The sequence below is a fragment of the Streptomyces sp. BR123 genome (assembly GCF_013401435.1).
Taxonomy (GTDB): domain Bacteria; phylum Actinomycetota; class Actinomycetes; order Streptomycetales; family Streptomycetaceae; genus Streptomyces.
In genome coordinates this window covers 1-1525 of record NZ_JACBGN010000586.1, presented here as the reverse complement: position 1 = coordinate 1525, position 1525 = coordinate 1, and the positions used below count along the sequence as shown (strand labels likewise).

Annotated in this window: 2 protein-coding genes; both read left to right on the top strand. The window is 73.7% G+C overall.

Going from position 1 to position 1525, the window contains the following annotated elements:
* Positions 1–1024: tetratricopeptide repeat protein (locus tag HYE82_RS36465; RefSeq protein ID WP_179178509.1), on the top strand; the 1024-nt coding region annotated here is incomplete at its 5' end.
* A 198-nt stretch (positions 1025–1222) separates the two neighbouring features.
* Positions 1223–1432 (top strand): hypothetical protein, encoded by a 210-nt coding sequence (locus HYE82_RS36460; protein WP_179178508.1) that lies wholly within the window; start codon positions 1223–1225, stop codon positions 1430–1432.
* Positions 1433–1525: the final 93 nt, after the last annotated feature.

The window sequence follows — 1525 nt, the reverse complement described above, 5'->3', positions numbered from 1 at the left end:
CCTCGCCGCCACCCACCACCCCGGCCTGCACTTCGGCGAGCCCCGCGCCGCCCTGGACTGGCTGTACGCCGAAGCCGACCCGCTGCTCGCCTGCGTCCGGCAGTCCTCCGTACGCACCACCGGGCGCGCCGACGTGCTGCGCCGGGCCGTTGACCTGCTGTGGGCGGCCAAGGACCTCGCCGAGTCCGGTGCCAACTCCAAGCAGTACGAGTCCGCCGCCGCCGCCCTGCGCGACGCGGCCCGCGCCGCGAAGGACCCGCACGCCGAAGGCCGCGCCCGCACCGCCCTGACCAACGTCCACCTCGTCGCCGGCCGGTTCGCCGAGGCCGACGACGAGGCCCGGCAGGCCATGGTCCTGGCCCGGGAGGCCGACGACCCGCTGCCCAGCTGCTGGGCGCCCAACGACCGGGGGATCATCGCCCTCTACCAGGCCCGCTACGCGGACGGCGAGCGCTACCTGCTGGAGGCCATCGAGAACTTCCGCGCCGACGGCAACCACATCGGCGAGGCCAGCGCCCTGTGCAACCTCTCCCGCATCCACGTGGAGCTGGGCCGGCTGGCCAGCGCGATCGAGCTGGCCGAGCAGGGCATCGCCATATACGACCGGATGGGCCTGACCCTGCGCCTGGCCAACGGCCGCTACGCCCTCGGGATCGCCCTCACCCAGGCCGGGCGGCTCGCCGAGGCCCAGACGCAGCTGACCGAGGCGCTGTCCCTCTTCCACGACAACCGGCAGCCCCTGTGGGAGGGCGTGACCCACTTCCGGCTGGCCGAGGCCCACCTGGCCGCGCACCGGCCGACGCTGGCCGCCGCCCACGCCGAGCAGGCCATCGCGCTGCGCGGGATCGGCGGCGAGTGGCGCCGGGCCACCGTGCTGACCGTGCTGGGCAAGGCCCTGCAGCGGCTGGGGCAGCGCGACCGGGCCCGGGTGTGCTGGCGGGATGCGGAAGCCGTCTTCGAAGGGCTCGGGTCGCCGGAACTGGCCGAGGTGCGGGCCCTGCTGGCCTCGGAGATCGCGGCCTGACCCCTCGGCGGTGATCGCGCCCCTCCCGCACCGGCGGGAGTTGAACGGAGGCGTTCATCGTTCGTTTATCGCCCTCCGCCACCATGGACGCATCGACTCAACCGCGTCGGGAACGCGGGGAGTCTGCTGGAGGACCGCCCGTTCGGCGGTCCGCGGGGGAATCGCCGAACGGGCCCTAGCCATCCATCAGGAGATCCGATGACGACGAACGAGAACATCCTGCAGAACGAGAGCGACATCATCCCGCTCGACAACCACGCGTCGGGGATCGAGATCAAGCCGGTCGACGGCCCCGCAGCGGCGGACGCCGACATCACTCCGATGGACAGCCACGCCGGCATCGCCAAGCCGGCCGCGGACGAGGAGATCGTCTCGCTGGACAACCACGCGTCCGGCCCGCGTCCGTAACCGAGCGCTTCCGGGTGCCCGGCCGTCCCACGGGGGACACGAGGGACGGCCGGGCACCCGGAACACGGGGGACCAAGGGGGGGTGCGCCGGGG